Source organism: Flavobacterium adiutor (assembly GCF_048282555.1).
In the GTDB taxonomy this organism is placed as follows: domain Bacteria; phylum Bacteroidota; class Bacteroidia; order Flavobacteriales; family Flavobacteriaceae; genus Flavobacterium.
The window spans coordinates 3,795,537-3,812,236 of sequence record NZ_CP182487.1; the positions used below are offsets into that span (position 1 = coordinate 3,795,537).

Sequence of the window (16,700 nt, forward strand, 5' to 3'; positions counted from 1 at the left end):
AAAAATTATGAGAAAAAATCCTGAAATAGAAATAACAGAAACTAAATTATTATCCGATAGCTGGTATTTATTAAATAAGGTTACCTTTAATTATAAAAAAGAAAATCAGCCTGTAGAAACACACATTCGTGAAGTATACGACCGTGGAAACGGAGCCGGAATTTTATTATACAATTCATCTAAAAAAACAGTAATCCTGACAAGACAGTTTCGTTTACCAACTTTTCTTAACGGAAATAAAACCGGAATGATGATTGAAGTTTGCGCCGGGCTTTTAGACAAAGACAATGCTGAACAGGCCATAATTCGTGAAACGGAAGAAGAGACAGGATACCGTTTAAATAAAGTGCAAAAAGTTATTGAAACATATATGTCACCAGGATCTGTAACCGAGATTTTATACTTGTTTGTAGGTGAATACGATGAAAACATGAAAGTAAGCGAAGGAGGCGGACTGGATGCTGAACAGGAAAATATAGAAGTTTTAGAATTTACTTTCGATGAAGCTTATGCGATGATTGAATCTGATGAGATAACAGATGCTAAGACTATTATGTTATTGCAGCATGCCAAAATAAAAGGATTGATTTAAGATCGTTTTTATTATTTTAGATTTGGAATAACTATACCAAATCTAAACTCAAAACTAAATGAAATCATTTAAAAACTGGACAAATTACATAAGAGTAATCCTATTCATTTTTATAATTATGAATATGGTTGCTTTTTCTTTCATCTAAATTTAATCTAGAAGAAGAGAAATCAACCAAAAACATTTCCCAGTTCATTATGAAAATCCAATAAATAATCATAAAAATTCTATAACGTGAGCTGATGCTAAAAAATAGACCTTTACCATAATCAAAAACACCAATATTATGAAGAAGCTGTATTACATCGCAAACGCATTACTTTTACTGATTTTAGTTTTAATGGTTTCTTGCAAAAAAAGCGACACCATTACTCTATCCGAAAATAAAAAACCTAAAAAAACCGTTGAATATAAAAAACCGGAATCGACTGTTTCATATCAGTTTATTAAAGGTAAAGAATGGCTAAAAAATAATGAAACCGACAGTGTCAAAATGAATATTGTCTATGCTTTAAACAGAGCTGATAAAGCAAACCTCCTGAAACTGGACTCTCTTATCGTTCCTTCAGATTTCAGTGGTGATTTGGCTTATTACCTCCCATTTCCTTTACATGTGAATGCCTTAGAAGCCGTTTCAAAAATCATCATTTTCTCTTATCCAACGCAAACTTTTGCAGCTTATGAAAATGGTGAGTTAGTTCGTACAGGGCCAACCAGTATGGGTAGAAAAGCAGACCAAACTCCAACAGGATTATTTTTCACGAATTGGAAAGCGGAAAAAACGACCAGTACTTTTAATGACGAATGGGAACTAAAATGGAATTTCAATATTGAAAATAAACTGGGAGTTGGTTTCCACCAATATGAACTACCAGGCTATCCTGCATCACATTCTTGCTTAAGATTACTGGAAAAAGATGCTAAATATCTCTATAGATTTGCTGACGAATGGATATTGAAAGACAAAGAGAATGTAAAAGTAAAAGGAACTCCTGTAGTGGTTTTTGGGAGTTATGATTTTGACGGTCCAAAACCGTGGCTGCAATTAGCTTCTGATTCTAAAGCTTTAGATATTTCTGAAGTTGAAATCGAAAAGCAGATAAAATCTTTTATTACACAGATTTTAGAAAATCAAACTTTGAGAGAAACGGAAAAAATGACAACCTCTCTTTAAAACATGATTTAAATTAGATGCACTTTTTATATACAAAAGCAATAAAACTAAAAAAGGCGTAAGAGAATTTATATCTTACGCCTTTTTAGATGTTTTAATTTAAGAAATCAATATTTCAACTTGATCCAAATTAATCTCTTTTTGCTTTCTTAATGAAAAAAAGTTAAACAAAAAATCACTAATCATATCTCTTATTGGCATTGGCATTAAATCTTTTACAATCATGTCTTCAAAGTTATGAACTGAGATTCGACATTTAGTGTATTTATAAATTTCAAAAGTAAAAAATTTAACAGCCTTAATTCCGTTTTTATAATCCCTAGCTTTTAAGTTTTTTTCCCTTAAAAGAATTGATTCATTTGTTTCTAAATCAAGTATTTCGACAAAAAAATCTGGATTTACCTGAACATCAAAACCTCCTAAAACATAAATATCATAAAAACCATAATATAATTCAGTTTCAATAACATCGTTTAATTTTAGTTTTATAGCCATAAATTATCTGGAATAATTTGGAGCTTCTTTTGTAATGGTTACATTATGTGGGTGACTTTCTGTAATTCCACTTGATGTGATTCTTACGAAGCGCCCTGTCTCCTGCAACGTCGGAATATCTTTTGATCCACAGTATCCCATTCCGGCACGAAGACCCCCAATGAACTGAAGCATACTTTCGTTTAATTCTCCTTTGTAAGGAACACGCCCTACAATTCCTTCCGGAACTAATTTTTTAACGTCATCTTCAACATCCTGAAAATATCGGTCTTTAGAACCTGTCTGCATGGCTTCAACAGAGCCCATTCCGCGGTATGATTTGAATTTTCTTCCTTCAAAGATAATTGTTTCACCAGGTGATTCTTTTGTCCCTGCCAGTAATGATCCTAACATTACACAGTCAGCACCGGCGGCGATAGCTTTAGGAATATCTCCTGTATAACGGATTCCCCCATCAGCAATTACCGGAACACCGGTTCCCTTGATAGCGGCAGCCACTTCAAGAACTGCAGAAAACTGAGGAAAACCAACACCTGCCACAATACGTGTTGTACAGATAGAACCAGGTCCGATTCCTACTTTTACACCATCTGCACCGTTTGCTACTAAATATTTAGCAGCTTCCGGAGTTGCAATGTTTCCAACAATTACGTCTATTTTAGGGAATTTTGATTTAACCTCTTTTAATACATTTACAACACCTTCAGTATGACCGTGCGCTGTATCAATAATGATAGCATCTACACCAGCAGCAACTAATGCGCCTGCTCTTTCTACAGCATCACCAGTAACACCAATAGCCGCAGCGACTCTTAAACGACCAAATGTATCTTTATTCGCAATTGGCTTTTGGGTCAGTTTTGTTATATCTCTAAAGGTAATTAAACCAACTAATTCGTTTTTAGCATTTACAACCGGTAATTTTTCAATTTTATGCCCCTGTAGAACAACCTCAGCCTGCTCTAATGAAGTCCCTTCGGCAACTGTAACCAGATTAGCGCTTGTCATAACCTCCTCGATTGGTCTTGAGCTGTTTTTTTCGAAACGCAGGTCACGGTTGGTCACGATTCCTTTAAGGATTCTGTTTTCGTCAACGATTGGAATACCGCCTATTCCGAATTCTTTCATAGCAGATTTTGCATCTGCAATTGTTGAATTCATGGGCAATGTTACCGGGTCTAATATCATTCCGGCCTCAGCACGTTTCACTTTTCTAACCTTTGCAGCTTGCTGCTCAATGCTCATGTTTTTATGTAAAACTCCAATTCCGCCCTCCTGCGCCATAGCGATTGCCATTGCACTTTCAGTCACTGTATCCATAGCAGCAGATACGATAGGAACGTTTAATGTTATGTTTCTTGAAAATTTTGATTTGATACTCACTTCGCGTGGAAGCACATTAGAGTAGTTTGGTACTAATAGTACATCATCGTAAGTTAAACCTTCGCCGATGATCTTGGAGTTGTGTGCTATCATGTTGCAATTTCTAGTTGAATTGCGTGCAAATATAGTGAAAAAATTGGAAACTTGTTCATTAACTTATTCAGATTTTTTTTTGACTCTAAAAGAAAACATTCTCTTATACCAGAGGCCGAATCAAAATAAAAAACCACGAAAGAGAAAAACACTTTTTTTCTTAATTTAAACGCAACCAGCGAAAGCTCTTTTAAACCCCACGAAAAAGTGTTTCTACCCGAGTGCTTGTAATGGAGAGCCTGACTAGCTGCTTCATAAATTTGAAATTTCAATATCAATAACCCGTTGGGTGAAATTATTTGAGTTAAATTAAAAACGATTAGATATTGGTCAAGACACTGCAAAGCAGTATCTTGAAGTCGCTAAACAACCAATATCCATGTCAAATATAGTTAAAAATTATTTTAAGGTTTTAGAAGTTATAAGTTCTTTGAATTATGATTCAGTATCTAAATCAAGAGTTGGAAGAAGTGGCAAGATGTCTGATTTAGAGGTAATAGCACTTAGTCTAACAGCTGAATTCATGTCTATTGATAGTGAGAATTCACTTTTTAAACAGATTAGTTCCGGTATGATTCCTAATTTAATTGAACGTAGTCAATTCAATAAAAGAAGAAGAAAACTGTTTTTGTTTTCTGAAGAAATCAGAACCAAATTAGCCAACCGATTCTTGGAGTTCGAAAACTATTTTATTGTTGACAGTATGCCGTTGGAAATCTGTAAATTTTCTCGTCACAGCAGAATTAAGATCTGTAAAGATGAATTTGAAACAGCTCCTTCTAAAGGTTTTTGTGCTTCACAAAACAGCTGGTTTTATGGTTATAAGCTTCATGGGGTTTGTTCTTTATCTGGAGTTTTTCATTCTTTAGATATTACAAAAGCAGAAGTTCATGATGTTCATTTTTTAAATAACATCAAAAACCAAATGTCTGATTGTGTTATTCTTGGAGATAGAGGTTATCTTTCCCAGAGTGTTCAATTAGACCTATTTCAAACAGTTAAAATCAAATTAGAAACCCCAAAAAGAATCAATCAAAAAGACTATAAACCACAGCCATATATTTTTAGAAAATCCACAAAAAGAATTGAAACTTTGTTTTCACAACTATGCGACCAGTTTTTAATTCGAAGAAATTATGCTAAATCTTTTAATGGTTTTAAAACAAGAATTTTAGCAAAAATAACGGCCATGACATTAATTCAATACATTAATAAATTCATATTTGACAGACATATCAACAATATTAAAAATCAACTAATTTAATTTCACCCAACGGGTTATCAATAGTAAAATTCAATATCAAGTTCAAATTCTAAATTAAATTCACCCTTCTAATACATTGTTGAAAAGAAAACACTTATTTAATGATATTTACCGAACAATTTTGAAGCCTCATTATAAGCGCTTTCGAAGCTTAGAGAATTTAAACCGGTCATTTTTTTATTGGCAGTAAAATAAGAAACAAGCTTTTCAGTCGGCATATTACCGGTCAATTTATCCGTTGCCATAGGACAGCCTCCAAATCCCTGAATGGCACCGTCAAAACGTGTACAGCCTGCTTTGTGTGCAGCATCAATTTTCTCGAACCAGCTATTTGGAGTTGTGTGTAAGTGTGCGCCAAACTCGATTTGAGGGTATTTTGGAATTAAATGAGAAAAAAGATAGGTTATTACCTCTGGAGTTGAGGTTCCGACAGTATCAGAAAGGGACAATATTTTTACACCTATTTCAGACAATTTTTCTGTCCATTGGCTAACGATTTCAACATTCCAAGGATCTCCGTATGGATTTCCGAACCCCATGGAAAGATAGGTTACGACTTCTTTATTTTTTTTATCCGCAATTTCAAAAATTTCCTCCAGTGTAAGTAATGACTGAGCAATCGTTTTATGTGTATTTCGCATTTGAAAATTCTCTGAAATCGAAAAAGGAAATCCTAAATACTGAATGCCTTCATGTTCTGCAGCAGCCTGCGCACCTTGTGTATTTGCTATAATGGCCAAAAGTTTACTTGTTGTCTGAGATAAATCCAATTGTGACAAAACCTGTGCTGTATCCTGCATTTGCGGAATCGCTTTAGGCGATACAAAACTTCCAAAATCTATCGTATCAAAACCCACTCTTAACAAAGCCTGCAAATAAGAAATCTTATTTTTAGTAGGAATAAAAGTTTTGATACCCTGCATAGCATCACGTGGACATTCGATGATTTTGATTTCTTTATTCAAAGCTTATTCTTTTATAAAGGCTAAGTTAGTTTGTTTTTTAAAGAAATAAAAATTAACTATTTCCTGAATTATTTTTTGAACGAAATGTATCAGTTTATTTAACGCATTAAAACAAAATACATGCAGCTATGAGATTTTTTGAATATTATAACTTCTGTATTATTATCGAAAATGGTAATATTCAACGATACTACTTAAGTCGGTAACAGTTATCAATATTACCAAAAAAAGTAATAAATTAGAATATTACCAAAAAAGGTAATAATAAAAAATATTACTTATATTTGTAATAGAAAGTTTATCTTTTAATTATATTGATTATGACTAGTATACTTACAGGCGATATAATCGGTTCCAGACATCAGGAATCGGAGCATTGGGTGGAAGATTTAAAAAAAATCTTAGCTCCATTAGGCGAAACACCTAGTCAATGGGAAGTTTACAGGGGAGACGAATTTCAAATCGAAGTAAAAAATCCTGAAGAAGCTTTACTAACTGCTATTTTGATAAAAGCCCATTTAAGAGCTATAAAATCTGATGCGCGTATGAGTATTGGTTTTGGTGATAAAACCCACGATGCCGAAAAAATATCCGAGAGTAACGGATCTGCTTTTATTAATTCAGGAGAACTTTTTGAAACGTTAAAAAAACAAAAAGTCACTTTAGCTATGCGAACCGGTAATAATGAAACAGATGAAAAATTAAATCTAATGATACAGCTAGCACTTACCTTTATGGACAACTGGCTGGCTCAATCAGCTGAATTTGTGGCATTGGCAATAGAAAATCCAACTTTATCGCAAGAAGACCTGGGATTAAAATTAGGGATCAATCAGGCTGCTGTAAGCAGAAGACAAAAACGTTCCCAGTTTGATTTGGTTATGAATTTAGACCGCTATTTTAGAAAACAAATAAAACAACTTATATCATTATGATTTTGTTTATAAAACTGCTTTTAGCGCATTTACTAGGTGATTTTATCTGGCAGCCGACTTCATGGGTAATCCATAAAGAATCGAATAAGCATAAAAGTATTTATTTATATCTTCATATTTTACTTCACGGATTTTTAGCCGTAATACTAGCCGGAGAAATCAGTTTTATACCATATGCTGTTTTGATTGCTGTTACTCACGGAATAGTCGATCTGATAAAATTGAATTTTCAGAAAAACAAAACCAAACAAATCTGGTTTATTATCGATCAAATTGCCCATTTGTTGATTTTAATTGGCGTTGTATTTCTTTACCAGAAAGAGAACTTAAGTTTTTATGAGCCTGACAACCGATTCTGGATTCTGATAACCGGGATTGTACTCGTCACTAAACCTACTTCGGTTTTCATAAAAAACATTATTTCAATCTGGAGTCCGGAAAATCAGAACAGCCATCACGACAACTCGCTTGCCAACGCTGGAAGTTATATTGGCGTTTTAGAACGTCTTTTAACACTATGCTTTATTTTAACCGGACACTTCGAAGCCATTGGCTTTTTACTTGCCGCAAAATCCATTTTCAGGTTCGGTGATTTAAAAGAGGCCAAAGACCGAAAACTAACCGAATATGTAATGATAGGAACTTTAATCAGTTTTGGAGTTGCAATCCTAATTGGCTTGCTTATACAGTCACTTCTTCTACAATTGCTGTAAAACTTTTTTATTGATTGCTTTTATCAACGCCGGACCTTCATAAATAAATCCGGTATATAATTGTACTAAACTTGCCCCCGCATTCAGTTTTTCGATAGCATCATCTGCAGAATGAATACCTCCTACACCAATTATAGGAAATGCTTTATTGCTTTTTTCAGAAAGAAAACGAATCACTTCTGTCGAACGCTTTGTTAATGGCTTCCCTGACAAACCTCCTGTTTCTACCTGGTTATCAGACTGTAAACCATCTCTTGAAATAGTTGTATTTGTAGCAATTACACCTGCAATCTGAGTTGTTTTTACAATATCGATAATATCTAACAATTGCTCATCCGTTAAGTCAGGAGCAATTTTTAAAAGAATTGGTTTAACTTTTTGAGTGCTTGTTTTTTGCTTTTCCACATTTCTGTTTTGCAAGGTCTGAAGCAGAGCTGTCAAAGGCTCTTTATCCTGTAAAGCCCTTAGGTTTGGGGTATTCGGAGAACTTACATTTACTACAAAATAATCTACGTGATTAAACAGCGCATCAAAACAAATGATATAATCCTTAACAGCATCTTGATTGTCAGTCACTTTATTTTTTCCGATGTTTCCACCAATCAAAACTCCCGAATTCTTTTTTAAACGCTCTACAGCTTCCAGAACCCCGCCGTTATTAAAACCCATTCGGTTAATAATCGCCTGGTCTTCTTTTAATCTGAATAAGCGTTTCTTTGGATTCCCTTCCTGACCAACCGGTGTTACTGTTCCGATTTCAATAAAACCAAAACCAAAATCCCCAAGCTCTTTGTACAACTTAGCATCTTTATCAAATCCTGCAGCAAGCCCAACCGGATTTTTGAATTTGATTCCGAAAACTTCTCTCTCTAAGCGGACGTCTTTTACTTCGTAAATTGATTTGATAATGGATGTAACTCCCGGAATCTTTGAAATGAACTTTACAAATGAAAACGTGAAATAATGGACTTTTTCAGCATCAAAACAAAAAAGTATCGGGCGGATTATCAATTTATACATAAGTAGGGTGTTGTTATTTTTTTGGATGCAAATTTAAATATTATACTTTAAAAATGCGTATTTTTCTAAACACATATAATTTCTATTGTTTGATATTTAAAAACAATAAAAATATTAATCCTATAGAATAAATAGAATTTTTTATTTATTTTTGACAAGTTTCATATATTATTACCAGTTAAATACAATCACAATGAAGAATAAAGCCTTTTGGTTATTCAGCACACTTACAATCTGCATTATTTCAATAGCATTTGGCTATGGTAAATTAGTCCATGTGCAAAAAAAAGAAACTGCTACACAGGAATGCCATGAAACTCCTGACACCTCTGGAAATTTATTTAAGCCAACTATTGAAAACAAAAACAAACCTGCTGGAAAAGCTCCGAAAGGAATGGTATGGATTCCGGGTGGTGAATTCTCAATGGGTTCTAATGTTGAAGACGAGGGTTTATGTAGCATTAAAGGGGCTACCCAAGATGCCGCTCCAATTCACAGAGTTTACGTAGATGGCTTTTATATGGATGAAACAGAAGTGACGAACGAAGAATTTGAAAAATTTGTAAAGACTACAGGGTATATAACTGTAGCAGAACAAAAACCAACGAAAGCCGAATTCCCAACTGCAAGTGAAGAAGATTTAATTACAGGTTCTGCAGTCTTTACCCCTACCACAACCGCTGTAAATCTAAATAATTACCTTCAATGGTGGCGTTACGAACCAGGTGCTGACTGGAGACATCCGGAAGGTTCGCAAAGCACTATAAAAGGAAAAGAAAAATATCCTGTTGTACATGTTGTTTACGAAGATGCTGTAGCTTATGCAAAATGGGCTGGAAAACGACTTCCAACGGAAGCCGAATGGGAGTTTGCGGCACGTGGAGGAAAAACAGGAAATCTTTATACCTGGGGAAACAACTTAAAAACAAATGGGAAATTTCAAGCCAATATTTATCAGGGAAATTTCCCTTTAAAAAATGGCGATACTGGCGAAGATGGCTTTAAAGGAATCGCACCTGCAAAACAATACGCTCCAAATACCTACGGCTTGTATGATATGGCAGGAAATGTCTGGGAATGGGTTCATGACTGGTATAGTGTAGATTATTATAAATCATTAGCAGAAACCGGAAAAACCGTAAGAAATCCACAGGGACCTGATGCTTATTACGATCCGAATGATACAGCTGAAATAAAAAGAGTACACCGAGGCGGTTCATTTTTATGCACAGATCAATACTGTACACGATACATGGTAGGAACCAGAGGAAAAGGCGAAATCAGATCTGCCTCCAACCACGTTGGTTTCAGATGTGTAAAAAGCAAATAATTATAAAAATCACTAAAACGAATTCTTTGCAAAGTCTCTTTTTTATTACTTCTGATACTAAAAGCTAAATTTTCACGCAGAAAAAATTTCTATATTTGCTAAAAATTCAAAAAAATGCAACATATCATAGATCGCTTTATCAGTTATGTAACAATTGATACAGAATCCGACCCAAATTCACAAACAACACCGAGCACAGCGAAACAATGGAATCTTGCCAATAAATTAGTTGAAGAGCTAAAAGCAATTGGGCTTGAAGATGTCACTATTGACGACAAAGCGTATATTATGGCAACGCTTCCGAGCAATGTTGAGCATGAAGTACCTACAATTGGTTTTGTTTCGCATTTTGATACTTCACCGGATTTTAGCGGTGCAAACGTAAAACCGCAGATCATTGAAAATTACGACGGAAAAGACATTGTTCTGAATGCTGATAAAAACATTGTTTTATCTCCAGATTACTTTAAAGATTTATTACAATATAAAGGACAGACCATCATCACAACTGACGGAACAACTCTGCTAGGAGCTGATGACAAAGCCGGAATTACTGAAATTGTTTCGGCAATGGAATATCTGATTCAGCATCCGGAAATTAAACACGGAAAAATCAGAATTGGTTTTACGCCGGATGAAGAAATCGGTCGTGGAGCACATCATTTTGATGTAGAGAAATTCGGAGCACAATGGGCATATACTATGGACGGTAGCCAGATTGGTGAATTAGAATATGAAAATTTTAATGCCGCCGGAGCCAAAATTACCTTCAAAGGAAAAAGTGTCCATCCGGGTTACGCGAAAGGAAAAATGATCAATTCGATGCTCATTGCAAATGATTTCATCAATGAACTTCCAAAAGGAGAAACACCACAGGAGACTAAAGGTTACGAAGGTTTTTTCCACGTTCACCATATAAAAGGAAACATTGAAGAAACTGTTTTAGAATTGATTATTCGTGATCACAATAAAAAGAAATTCGAAAAACGTAAAGAGTTAATTGAAAAAATTGCTAAAAAATTCAACAAAAAATTTGCTAAGCAATATGGAGAAGACATTGTAATTACTGAAGTTAAAGATCAGTATTACAATATGAAGGAAAAAGTGCTACCGGTAAAACATATTGTAGACATTGCAGAGAAAGCAATGCGTGAACTGAACATCAAACCAATAATCAAACCAATTCGCGGCGGAACGGACGGATCTCAATTATCTTTTATGGGATTACCTTGTCCTAATATTTTTGCAGGCGGTCATAATTTTCATGGAAAATACGAATATGTTCCGGCTGAAAGTATTCAGAAAGCAACTGATGTAATTGTGAAAATTGCAGAGTTAACTGCTATTCCGGGTGTTTTTGACACTCCTGAAAAGACTAAAAGAAGAAGATAATTTGGGCGCAAAATCAAACTTTAAATTCAAAAATACGTAATAAAACCTTTATCAAAATTGCAAACTTTGATAAAGGTTTTGCTTTTTTTTGTCATTTCGACCCAAGGGAGAAATCACACAAAAAACTCCGCAAACAAATTTGCCAATCTTTGTCGATTCACGAGTGTGATTTCTCGTTCCTCGAAATGACATCATTGTACAAAACAAAAAATCCCAAACTCCAGTTTTAAAATTGGAATTTGGGATTTAATATTTTTTGAAATTTAAAAAAACTTAAGCCTTTTTAGCATTCAAAGCAGCGCTCATCTCCATTGAGATTGCAGAACGCTCTAATTTTAACTTTCCAGACATTGTTTCGATTACAACTGTAGTTTCAGCTAATTCAGCAATTTTACCATGGAAACCACTTTTAGTTACTATTTTGTCACCTACTTTCAGGCTGCTTTCAAATTCTTTTTCGTTTTTGGCTCTTTTTTGCTGTGGTCTGATCATGAAGAAATAGATGACCACAAACATTAAAAGAAATGGCGCAAATTGAGTTAATTGTCCTCCCATAATTAATTTGTTTTTGATTTATATTTAAAATATTCTTTTTGAAATTTGTTAATGATTTTTTGAAATTTATGTAAAATTACATTAAACCTCTTCCAACCTTAACCATCTTTTTATTGGCGGTAAGTTCTTTTACAAGGTTATCCAAAATTCCGTTGATAAAAATACTGCTTTTTGGTGTAGAATACTCTTTTGCAATTTCTAAATATTCGTTAAGAGTTACTTTTACCGGAATTGAAGGGAATTTTAAAAATTCGCAAATTGCCATTTTCAGGATAATAGTATCGATTTCCGCAATTCTTTCGCTATCCCAGTTGGGTGTTTTATCATCGTATTCTTTTGCCAGAACTGATTCATTTAAAACCGTACGTCTGAACAAATCTTTCGCAAAATCCTTATCTTCAACATCTTTATACAACTTCGGAACCCTGAAATCATCCGGATCTTCTGTTTTGATTGCTTTTAACTGTTTTACGATATGTGTATTTACAACCGGGATATCATCAACCCATGTCAATTTATCATCTTCCAGGTATTCATACAGTTTTTCATTCGGAACAATAACATTTTCGAACAAATCAATTACAAATTGTCTGTCTTCTTCAAACGTATTCACATTGTTGCTCATGTATTTTGCATACAAATCGCTGGCTTTAATATCATTCAAAAGCAAAATGATATAATCGTCGTTTAAAGACCAATTGTTGATTTTACGATTTTCTAAAGCAATGCTAAGAGAATTGCTTTCGGCTAAAAGCTGAAAAATTTTATTCTTGATGAATTTTTCGTTTGGATTACGTTCTGCAGCAGTTGCAAGATGTTTTTTGCTTGAAAGATGTAAAAAAACAGCCTCTTTTTTGCAAATTTCAATCAATGAAGAAAGCATTATTAAATATAAATCCTGAATATTATCTATACTGTAAAAAAGAAATTTTTCTTCTTTTTCCAGATTATCAGAACCGCTTTGATGCATTGCATAAATGGATTGCATGACTTTAATGCGTAAGTGTCTTCTATTTACCACCTTGTAAGAACTTTTAAAAATTAGTCTGCAAAAATATAACTTTTAAGCGTATTTTAAAATTATATATATTAAAAAAAGTTTATTTCAGGAAGGCGTAGAGAAAGTATCCAGTACTCCGTTTTTTAGTGTCCCGTTTTTAAAAACAAAAAGTCTCAATTTCAGCAAAACTAAAATGAGACTTTTTTTCCATTATAAATCTTTAAATATCAACTCAAGGGCTGAACACTAACCACTAATTACTTAGATGCGTTCTCGATTTTTCTTTGATCGATACGATTCTGAGCAATTGTAAGAGCAGCTTTATGTGTCGTTAAGCCATTTTTGGCGGCAAAATCAATAATTTCTAAGGTTGTATTGTAGATATTTTCGGTTTTACTCATGATTTCAGCTTTTCCATAATGCGCTAATTCTGCATAAACATTGATGATTCCCCCAGCATTGATTAAGAAATCAGGAGCATATAAAATGCCTCTTTCCTGTAATCTTGCTCCGTGAACATTTTCATCTGCCAACTGGTTGTTTGCAGCACCCGCAATTACTTTTGCCTTAATTTTTTCTATCGTAGCGTCATTGATTGTTGCTCCCATTGCACATGGCGCATAGATATCAACATCCGCAGTATACAAATCCTCACCAGTATAAATAGTTGCATTATATTTTTGAGCCACCTGATATAATTTCTCTTCATTGATATCCGTAATCGTTACCTGCGCTCCTTCTTTCGTTAAGTATTCAACCAAAGTTTCTCCCACGTGTCCAATTCCCTGAACCAAAACTTTTTTGCCATCTAAAACATCAGAACCAAACTGACTTTTAGCAGCTGCTTTCATTCCTAAATACACTCCGTAAGCGGTAACAGGCGAAGGATTTCCAGATCCTCCTCTTTCTTCAGAGATTCCGGTAACATAAGGCGTTACATCTCTAACAGTGTCCATGTCTTTAGTTTCCATTCCAACATCTTCTGCAGTAATATATCTTCCGCTTAGAGAGTGTACGAACTCACCAAACTTACGCATCAGCTCAGGTGTTTTCTGGGTTTTAGCATCACCAATAATAACCGCTTTACCACCACCAATATTTAGCCCGGTAATGGCTGATTTATAAGTCATACCTCTTGAAAGACGCAAAACATCGTTTAGAGCTTCCCATTCCGTAGCATAATTCCACATTCTTGTACCTCCTAAAGCTGGCCCCATAACCGAATTATGAATACCAATAATTGCTTTTAAACCTGTATCTTTGTCATTGCAAAATACAATTTGTTCGTGATCGTTAAAAGATAACTGACCAAAAACGGGATCCATTTTTTGAAGTTCCTTTCCAGTTGCGAAAGTTGCATCCATAGCTAGTGTTATTTAGTTAAAATTATGAATTCGTCAAAAAGACAACTCAAACATACATAAAAAATACACATGTGCTAATTTTTAAACTTAAAATTAATAATTTTACAATATTATTATTTTGATTAAAATGTAAATTATTATATTTTTAATTCGTAATAATTCAAAATTTTAAATCAATTCAATATCACATTTCTTAAAAAAATGAAAGAATTAAGCTATTTAAACAAATATTTCATTAAGTACAAATACAGTTTTTCTTTTGGAATTTTAATCACTATAATCGCACAAATATTTTTCTTATTTACTCCAAAGCTGGTTAGCCAGTCTTTTGATACAATTGAAAAATTCCTAAAATTACCCGAAACCGAGCGACAGTCTTCGATTATGATTGGCTACTACAAACAGGAATTAGTTCATAACGTGCTGTTAATCATTGGAAGTGCAATTGTTGCCGGATTTCTAACTTTTTTGATGCGTCAGACTTTAATTGTAATGTCGCGTCATATTGAATTTGATTTAAAAAACGAGGTTTTTAATCAATATCAAAAACTTTCTCAAAATTTCTACAAACAGAACAGAACTGGAGATTTAATGAACCGTATTAGTGAAGACGTTTCTAAAGTTCGTATGTATGTTGGACCAGCCGTTATGTACACGATCAATACCTTTATACGTTTTACTATTGTTATTATATATATGTATAATGTCTCTCCATTATTAACTTTATACACTATTCTTCCTTTACCCATTCTGTCCTTTTGCATTTTTAAACTTAGTTCAGAAATCAATAAACGCAGTACTACTTTCCAGCAATATCTTTCAAAAGTTTCCAGCTTTACACAGGAAATATTTTCAGGTATCCGTGTTATCAAAGCGCATTCATTAGAAGATCAGCAACAGAACAACATGATTACTCTTTCTAACGAGAGCAAAAGTAAAAGTTTAAGTTTGGCCAGAGTTCAATCACTATTTAGCCCTCTGATGATTGCCCTTATCGGAATTAGTAATCTGGTGGTAATCTATTTTGGAGGCGTTATGTACATTAACGGAAGTATTCCAAATATCGGAACAATTGCTGAATTTATTTTATACGTTAATATGCTTACCTGGCCAGTAGCTTCTTTAGGCTGGGTTTCATCAATGGTCCAGGAAGCCGAAGCCTCTCAAAAGCGTTTAAATGAGTTTTTGAAAATTGAGCCTGAAATTAAAAACACTAATCCTGACTCATCACATATTGAGGGTTCAATTGCTTTTGAAAATGTAAATTTTACCTATGAAGACACTAACATTGAGGCTTTAAAAAATATAACATTCTCAGTAAAAAAAGGGGAAACTCTGGCTATTTTAGGAAAAACGGGTTCCGGAAAATCAACTATATTATCTTTAATTTCACGTCTGTATGATGTTACCGAAGGAAAAATAACAATCGATAACAACGAAATCAGTACTTTGAATCTGAATGATTTAAGAAACAGCATCGGAATTGTGCCTCAGGATGCCTTTCTGTTTTCGGATACTATTAAAAATAATATCAAGTTTGGCAACCAGAATGCAACTGATGAACAAGTAATTGAGGCTGCGAAAAATGCAGTGGTTCACGACAATATTATCGCTTTCAACAAACAATACGAAACTATTTTAGGTGAAAGAGGCATCACACTTTCAGGAGGACAAAAACAGCGTGTTTCTATTGCACGTGCCATAATTAAAGATCCAGCTATTTTACTTTTTGATGACTGCCTTTCAGCAGTTGATACAGAAACAGAAGAAACAATTTTGAATAATTTATTTGAAATCTGTAAAAACAAAACAACCATAATTGTAAGCCATCGCGTTTCTTCTGCAAAAAATGCCGACCAAATTATTATTTTAGAAGATGGTCAAATCCTCGAACAAGGTTCTCATAATCAATTAATAAATAAAGAAGGGTATTATGCAGCGTTATATTTAAAACAACTTTCGGAAAAAGAATTACTTTAAATGTTGCGTAATAGATAATTTTTTATGATTTTTGAGTACTATTAATTCCAAAATGATAGAACGTATTATGAGAGAAAACGACATGTTAGAAAAAGAAGAGATTTTTTCTAAAGTATTACGAGCAGGAAGAAGAACTTATTTCTTTGATGTGAGAGCTACAAAAGCTGACGATTATTATATCACGATTACTGAAAGCAAAAAATTTACTGAAGAGGATGGTTCTTTTCATTTTAAAAAACACAAAATTTATCTATACAAAGAAGATTTTAGCTCTTTCGCCGAAATTTTAGACGAAATGACTTCTTATGTCCTGAACCACAAAGGAGAAGAAGTAATATCTGAAAGACATCAAAAAGATTTTAAAAAAGAATATAGTTCTGATAAAGCGGAAGGAAAAAGATCTAGCTTTACAGATATCGATTTTGACGATATTTAATCCCATATA

16 protein-coding genes are annotated in these 16,700 nt (G+C 33.8%); 9 read left to right on the forward strand and 7 right to left on the reverse strand.

Going from position 1 to position 16,700, the window contains the following annotated elements:
• Positions 1 to 7 precede the first annotated feature (7 nt).
• Positions 8 to 592 (forward strand): NUDIX domain-containing protein, encoded by a 585-nt coding sequence (locus tag ACNC7R_RS16110; protein ID WP_417942071.1) that lies wholly within the window; start codon positions 8 to 10, stop codon positions 590 to 592.
• Between the two features lie 286 nt (positions 593 to 878).
• Complete coding sequence (locus ACNC7R_RS16115) at positions 879 to 1,766, forward strand: L,D-transpeptidase (protein ID WP_417942072.1); 888 nt, start codon at positions 879 to 881, stop codon at positions 1,764 to 1,766.
• Between the two features lie 99 nt (positions 1,767 to 1,865).
• Here the strand turns inward: ACNC7R_RS16115 and ACNC7R_RS16120 are convergent, their stop codons facing one another.
• Entirely contained in the window at positions 1,866 to 2,261 is a 396-nt protein-coding gene (locus ACNC7R_RS16120) for a hypothetical protein (RefSeq protein WP_417942073.1), read from the reverse strand.
• A gap of 3 nt (positions 2,262 to 2,264) precedes the next feature.
• On the reverse strand, positions 2,265 to 3,737 hold the full coding sequence (gene guaB / locus ACNC7R_RS16125; RefSeq protein WP_417942074.1) for an IMP dehydrogenase: 1,473 nt from the start codon (positions 3,735 to 3,737) through the stop codon (positions 2,265 to 2,267).
• Positions 3,738 to 4,215: 478 nt separating this feature from the next.
• On the opposite strand from guaB, the gene ACNC7R_RS16130 reads away from it, so the two are divergent.
• Positions 4,216 to 5,001 carry an IS982 family transposase gene (locus ACNC7R_RS16130; RefSeq protein ID WP_417943186.1) on the forward strand — a complete coding sequence of 262 codons (786 nt, stop codon included), beginning with the start codon at positions 4,216 to 4,218 and terminating at the stop codon, positions 4,999 to 5,001.
• 98 nt (positions 5,002 to 5,099) lie between these two features.
• Here the strand turns inward: ACNC7R_RS16130 and ACNC7R_RS16135 are convergent, their stop codons facing one another.
• A complete protein-coding gene (locus ACNC7R_RS16135; RefSeq protein WP_417942075.1) occupies positions 5,100 to 5,966 on the reverse strand; it encodes a hydroxymethylglutaryl-CoA lyase in 867 nt (288 codons plus the stop codon).
• A 320-nt stretch (positions 5,967 to 6,286) separates the two neighbouring features.
• Here ACNC7R_RS16135 and ACNC7R_RS16140 point away from each other — a divergent pair, with 320 nt between their 5' ends.
• Both ACNC7R_RS16140 and ACNC7R_RS16145 read left to right on the forward strand, forming a co-directional pair.
• A complete protein-coding gene (locus ACNC7R_RS16140; protein WP_417942076.1) occupies positions 6,287 to 6,901 on the forward strand; it encodes a hypothetical protein in 615 nt (204 codons plus the stop codon).
• A complete protein-coding gene (locus ACNC7R_RS16145) occupies positions 6,898 to 7,614 on the forward strand; it encodes a DUF3307 domain-containing protein (protein WP_417942077.1) in 717 nt (238 codons plus the stop codon). Before ACNC7R_RS16140 ends, ACNC7R_RS16145 begins: the two co-directional genes overlap by 4 nt.
• Here ACNC7R_RS16145 and ACNC7R_RS16150 read toward each other — a convergent pair.
• Positions 7,600 to 8,634 (reverse strand): quinone-dependent dihydroorotate dehydrogenase, encoded by a 1,035-nt coding sequence (locus tag ACNC7R_RS16150; protein ID WP_417942078.1) that lies wholly within the window; start codon positions 8,632 to 8,634, stop codon positions 7,600 to 7,602. The genes ACNC7R_RS16145 and ACNC7R_RS16150 overlap by 15 nt on opposite strands.
• Before the next feature lie 193 nt (positions 8,635 to 8,827).
• Here ACNC7R_RS16150 and ACNC7R_RS16155 point away from each other — a divergent pair, with 193 nt between their 5' ends.
• On the forward strand, positions 8,828 to 9,964 hold the full coding sequence (locus tag ACNC7R_RS16155) for a formylglycine-generating enzyme family protein (RefSeq protein ID WP_417942079.1): 1,137 nt from the start codon (positions 8,828 to 8,830) through the stop codon (positions 9,962 to 9,964).
• 114 nt (positions 9,965 to 10,078) lie between these two features.
• The gene (gene pepT / locus ACNC7R_RS16160; protein WP_417942080.1) at positions 10,079 to 11,356 is read left to right on the forward strand and encodes a peptidase T; all 1,278 of its coding nucleotides are present in this window, start codon (positions 10,079 to 10,081) and stop codon (positions 11,354 to 11,356) included.
• Between the two features lie 273 nt (positions 11,357 to 11,629).
• On the opposite strand, the gene yajC is transcribed toward pepT, so the two are convergent.
• The 3 genes from yajC to ACNC7R_RS16175 form a co-directional block, all read right to left on the reverse strand.
• Entirely contained in the window at positions 11,630 to 11,911 is a 282-nt protein-coding gene (gene yajC, locus ACNC7R_RS16165; protein WP_269235125.1) for a preprotein translocase subunit YajC, read from the reverse strand.
• A 76-nt stretch (positions 11,912 to 11,987) separates the two neighbouring features.
• Positions 11,988 to 12,899 carry a transcription antitermination factor NusB gene (gene nusB / locus ACNC7R_RS16170; protein ID WP_417943187.1) on the reverse strand — a complete coding sequence of 304 codons (912 nt, stop codon included), beginning with the start codon at positions 12,897 to 12,899 and terminating at the stop codon, positions 11,988 to 11,990.
• Positions 12,900 to 13,168: 269 nt separating this feature from the next.
• Positions 13,169 to 14,275: a Glu/Leu/Phe/Val family dehydrogenase gene (locus tag ACNC7R_RS16175; protein ID WP_417942081.1), complete on the reverse strand. Its 1,107-nt coding sequence runs from the start codon at positions 14,273 to 14,275 to the stop codon at positions 13,169 to 13,171.
• A gap of 201 nt (positions 14,276 to 14,476) precedes the next feature.
• Here ACNC7R_RS16175 and ACNC7R_RS16180 point away from each other — a divergent pair, with 201 nt between their 5' ends.
• Together ACNC7R_RS16180 and ACNC7R_RS16185 are read left to right on the forward strand one after the other, a co-directional pair.
• Positions 14,477 to 16,255 (forward strand): ABC transporter ATP-binding protein, encoded by a 1,779-nt coding sequence (locus tag ACNC7R_RS16180; RefSeq protein WP_417942082.1) that lies wholly within the window; start codon positions 14,477 to 14,479, stop codon positions 16,253 to 16,255.
• Positions 16,256 to 16,322: 67 nt separating this feature from the next.
• Positions 16,323 to 16,691 (forward strand): PUR family DNA/RNA-binding protein, encoded by a 369-nt coding sequence (locus tag ACNC7R_RS16185; RefSeq protein ID WP_417942083.1) that lies wholly within the window; start codon positions 16,323 to 16,325, stop codon positions 16,689 to 16,691.
• Positions 16,692 to 16,700 lie beyond the last annotated feature (9 nt).

Bases quoted from the DNA above. Each gene is read 5' to 3' on its own strand.
- ACNC7R_RS16110 (WP_417942071.1), top strand. From the start codon at position 8: ATGAGAAAAAATCCTGAAATAGAAATAACAGAAACTAAATTATTATCC.
- ACNC7R_RS16115 (WP_417942072.1), top strand. From the start codon at position 879: ATGAAGAAGCTGTATTACATCGCAAACGCATTACTTTTACTGATTTTA.
- ACNC7R_RS16120 (WP_417942073.1), bottom strand. From the start codon at position 2,261: ATGGCTATAAAACTAAAATTAAACGATGTTATTGAAACTGAATTATAT.
- guaB (WP_417942074.1), bottom strand. From the start codon at position 3,737: ATGATAGCACACAACTCCAAGATCATCGGCGAAGGTTTAACTTACGAT.
- ACNC7R_RS16130 (WP_417943186.1), top strand. From the start codon at position 4,216: ATGTCTGATTTAGAGGTAATAGCACTTAGTCTAACAGCTGAATTCATG.
- ACNC7R_RS16140 (WP_417942076.1), top strand. From the start codon at position 6,287: ATGACTAGTATACTTACAGGCGATATAATCGGTTCCAGACATCAGGAA.
- ACNC7R_RS16145 (WP_417942077.1), top strand. From the start codon at position 6,898: ATGATTTTGTTTATAAAACTGCTTTTAGCGCATTTACTAGGTGATTTT.
- ACNC7R_RS16150 (WP_417942078.1), bottom strand. From the start codon at position 8,634: ATGTATAAATTGATAATCCGCCCGATACTTTTTTGTTTTGATGCTGAA.
- ACNC7R_RS16155 (WP_417942079.1), top strand. From the start codon at position 8,828: ATGAAGAATAAAGCCTTTTGGTTATTCAGCACACTTACAATCTGCATT.
- pepT (WP_417942080.1), top strand. From the start codon at position 10,079: ATGCAACATATCATAGATCGCTTTATCAGTTATGTAACAATTGATACA.
- yajC (WP_269235125.1), bottom strand. From the start codon at position 11,911: ATGGGAGGACAATTAACTCAATTTGCGCCATTTCTTTTAATGTTTGTG.
- nusB (WP_417943187.1), bottom strand. From the start codon at position 12,899: ATGCAATCCATTTATGCAATGCATCAAAGCGGTTCTGATAATCTGGAA.
- ACNC7R_RS16175 (WP_417942081.1), bottom strand. From the start codon at position 14,275: ATGGATGCAACTTTCGCAACTGGAAAGGAACTTCAAAAAATGGATCCC.
- ACNC7R_RS16180 (WP_417942082.1), top strand. From the start codon at position 14,477: ATGAAAGAATTAAGCTATTTAAACAAATATTTCATTAAGTACAAATAC.
- ACNC7R_RS16185 (WP_417942083.1), top strand. From the start codon at position 16,323: ATGAGAGAAAACGACATGTTAGAAAAAGAAGAGATTTTTTCTAAAGTA.